Annotated in this window: 2 protein-coding genes and 1 pseudogene; 1 reads left to right on the top strand and 2 read right to left on the bottom strand. The window is 68.2% G+C overall.

The genetic code is table 11. The annotated features are described in order from the left end of the window. Together VFF46_RS38685 and VFF46_RS38680 are read right to left on the bottom strand one after the other, a co-directional pair. A pseudogene (locus tag VFF46_RS38685) lies at positions 1-368 on the bottom strand (hypothetical protein); the annotation flags it as partial. Between the two features lie 12 nt (positions 369-380). Then, positions 381-1307 (bottom strand): 5,10-methylenetetrahydrofolate reductase, encoded by a 927-nt coding sequence (locus VFF46_RS38680; protein ID WP_325042252.1) that lies wholly within the window; start codon positions 1305-1307, stop codon positions 381-383. 179 nt (positions 1308-1486) lie between these two features. On the opposite strand from VFF46_RS38680, the gene VFF46_RS38675 reads away from it, so the two are divergent. Continuing rightward, a partial coding sequence (locus tag VFF46_RS38675) for an SAM-dependent methyltransferase (RefSeq protein ID WP_325042251.1) occupies positions 1487-2225 on the top strand: 739 nt, incomplete at its 3' end.

Below are 2225 nucleotides of genomic sequence, written 5' to 3'. Positions count from 1 at the left end.
CGGATCGGGGGTAGCGAGAGCGGGAAAGCGCTACCGAGCACGGGCTGCCAGTAGAGCTGGTCCAAGGCGAGGACCGGGACGCGGCCTTCCAGTGCGACGGCGGCGAGCGCCGGTGAGATGAGACGAGCGACCAGGCCGAGGTGCGTTACCGACGCGGCCACGCGGAGTTCGACCGCCTCGGGTTCCTGACCGCTCGCCGCAGCCAAATAGGCGCGGGTCCGAGCGACGCGATCTTCCAGGATCGACGGATTGTCAACAATCTCCGACAGCCGGATCCACGGCGGCTTCGGCGCCGGGTCCGTGTGCTGCTCGACACCGAAGAACGGTCCCAGCCCAGCGATCCGCTCGAGCAGCGTTGCGCCGCCCATCAGAAGCCTCCTTCAGCCGACGAAGGTTCGGAGTTCCTTGACGAGTTCGATGACGGCGTCGTTCTCGATGCGGCGGGTGGAGACGCTCTCGATGTTGAAGCCGAAGGGGAGGCCGCGGTCGCGGCAGTACGTCGACAGGGCGCGGGCGGTCGCGACGCAGTGGGCGTACGAGTCGGCGACCGGGTCGGCGGAGTGGACGAGTTCGTTGCGGAGCCAGCGCGGGACGCGGACGCCGAGCCAGGCGAGGAACTCCAGGGTCTTCACCGAGCCGCAGATCGACAGCGTGAAGACGATCGGCACCGGCTCGACGTCCTGTTCGCGGCACAGGTAGAGGTAGTCCGAGGCGAGGTCCATCGCCGCACCGACGTCGTAGATGATCTGCGTGACGAAGAACGAGCATCCACTGCGCTGCTTGCGGAGCAGCCGGTGGTGCTCGTCTTGGCGGGAAGAGTGCCGCTCGGGGATCGTCACGCCGCCGAGCGGAAGCGCCGATCCGCAGCGCTGCCACAGGTCGTACGCCGTCGGCAGCGTGGTCCGGACGTCCGCGGAGCTCGTCGGGGCGCCCACCAGTACGGTGCCGAGCTGGCCGGCGGGCCGCCGTACCCAGGAGTCCAGCTCGACCTCGGTGTACTTGCCGACCGAGCGGTAGACGATCGTCGGCCGGTCCCACCAGGCCAGGTGATCGGCGAGGAAGTCGGCCGGGTCCATGGTCGGGCTGAACGGGAACGGCCGCTCGTCCGGCGTCCGCTGCGCCTCGTCGTCGATGTCGTAGAGGATCAGCGCGTCGATGTCGAGCTGCTCGAGCCGTGTCCTCGTCACGGCGGTGAAACGCTCGAGCGCGTCCGGGGCGATCGACTGCCGGGGCGGAGTCATCCCGTACAGCAACAGCTCCGTACCGCGCCCACCCGGGAGCAACGCTGACAGATCCGACCGATTCACCGAGCCAGCTTAGAGGGCGCCCGCCTGGTGCAAAGCTTCGGTCAAGGCGGTTGCGGGGCACGCCGAGCGCTGTGGCAGTGACGCCCGGCCGGAGTAGGGTTCTGGCACCGGTGTCACGGTCAGTCGTGCGCCGGTTACGATGAATTCCAGTTCTGACCCGCACCGCGAATGGGATGTTCATGGCCGAATCGCACGACGCCGAACCGGGGATGTACGACCGACTGAACCTCGACCAGCCGCACCCGGCCCGGGTGTACGACTACTTCCTCGGCGGGAAGGACAACTTCGCCGCCGACCGGCAGGCCGCGGAACATCTGCTGCAGGCGTTCCCGGGGTTCCGGACCGCCGCGCTGTCGAACCGGATGTGGATGCACCGCGCCGCGCGGTACGCCGCGGACCAGGGCATCACGCAGTTCCTCGACATCGGCACCGGGATCCCCACCGAGCCGAACCTGCACGAGGTGGTGCAAGAGGTCATCCCGTCGGCACATGTGGTGTACGCCGACAACGACCCGATCGTGCTCGCCCACTCGCGGGCCCTGCTGGTCAGCAAGCCGGAAGGCAAGACCGCCTACCTCGAGGCCGACGTCACCGATCCGCAGTCGATCCTGACGTCGCAAGAGGTCAAGGATCTGATCGACTTCAGCAAGCCGGTCGCGCTCAGCATCGTCGGCGTCTTCCACTACCTCCCGGACCACCTGCAGCCGTACGACCTGGTCCGCCAGCTCGTCGAGCCGCTCGCGTCGGGTTCGTTGCTGATCTTCTCGCACTGCACGCCGGACTTCGCGCCGGAGCTGTGGGAGCGCGCGATGGTCGTCTACAAGGCCGACGGCGGCGAGGCTCAGGTCCGCAGCAAGGAAGAGGTGACCCGCTTCTTCGACGGCACCGAGCTGGTCGAGCCCGGCGTCGTCTCGCCGT

The organism is Kribbella sp. (assembly GCF_035655035.1).
In the GTDB taxonomy this organism is placed as follows: domain Bacteria; phylum Actinomycetota; class Actinomycetes; order Propionibacteriales; family Kribbellaceae; genus Kribbella.
This window is presented reverse-complemented; position numbering and strand designations above follow the sequence as displayed.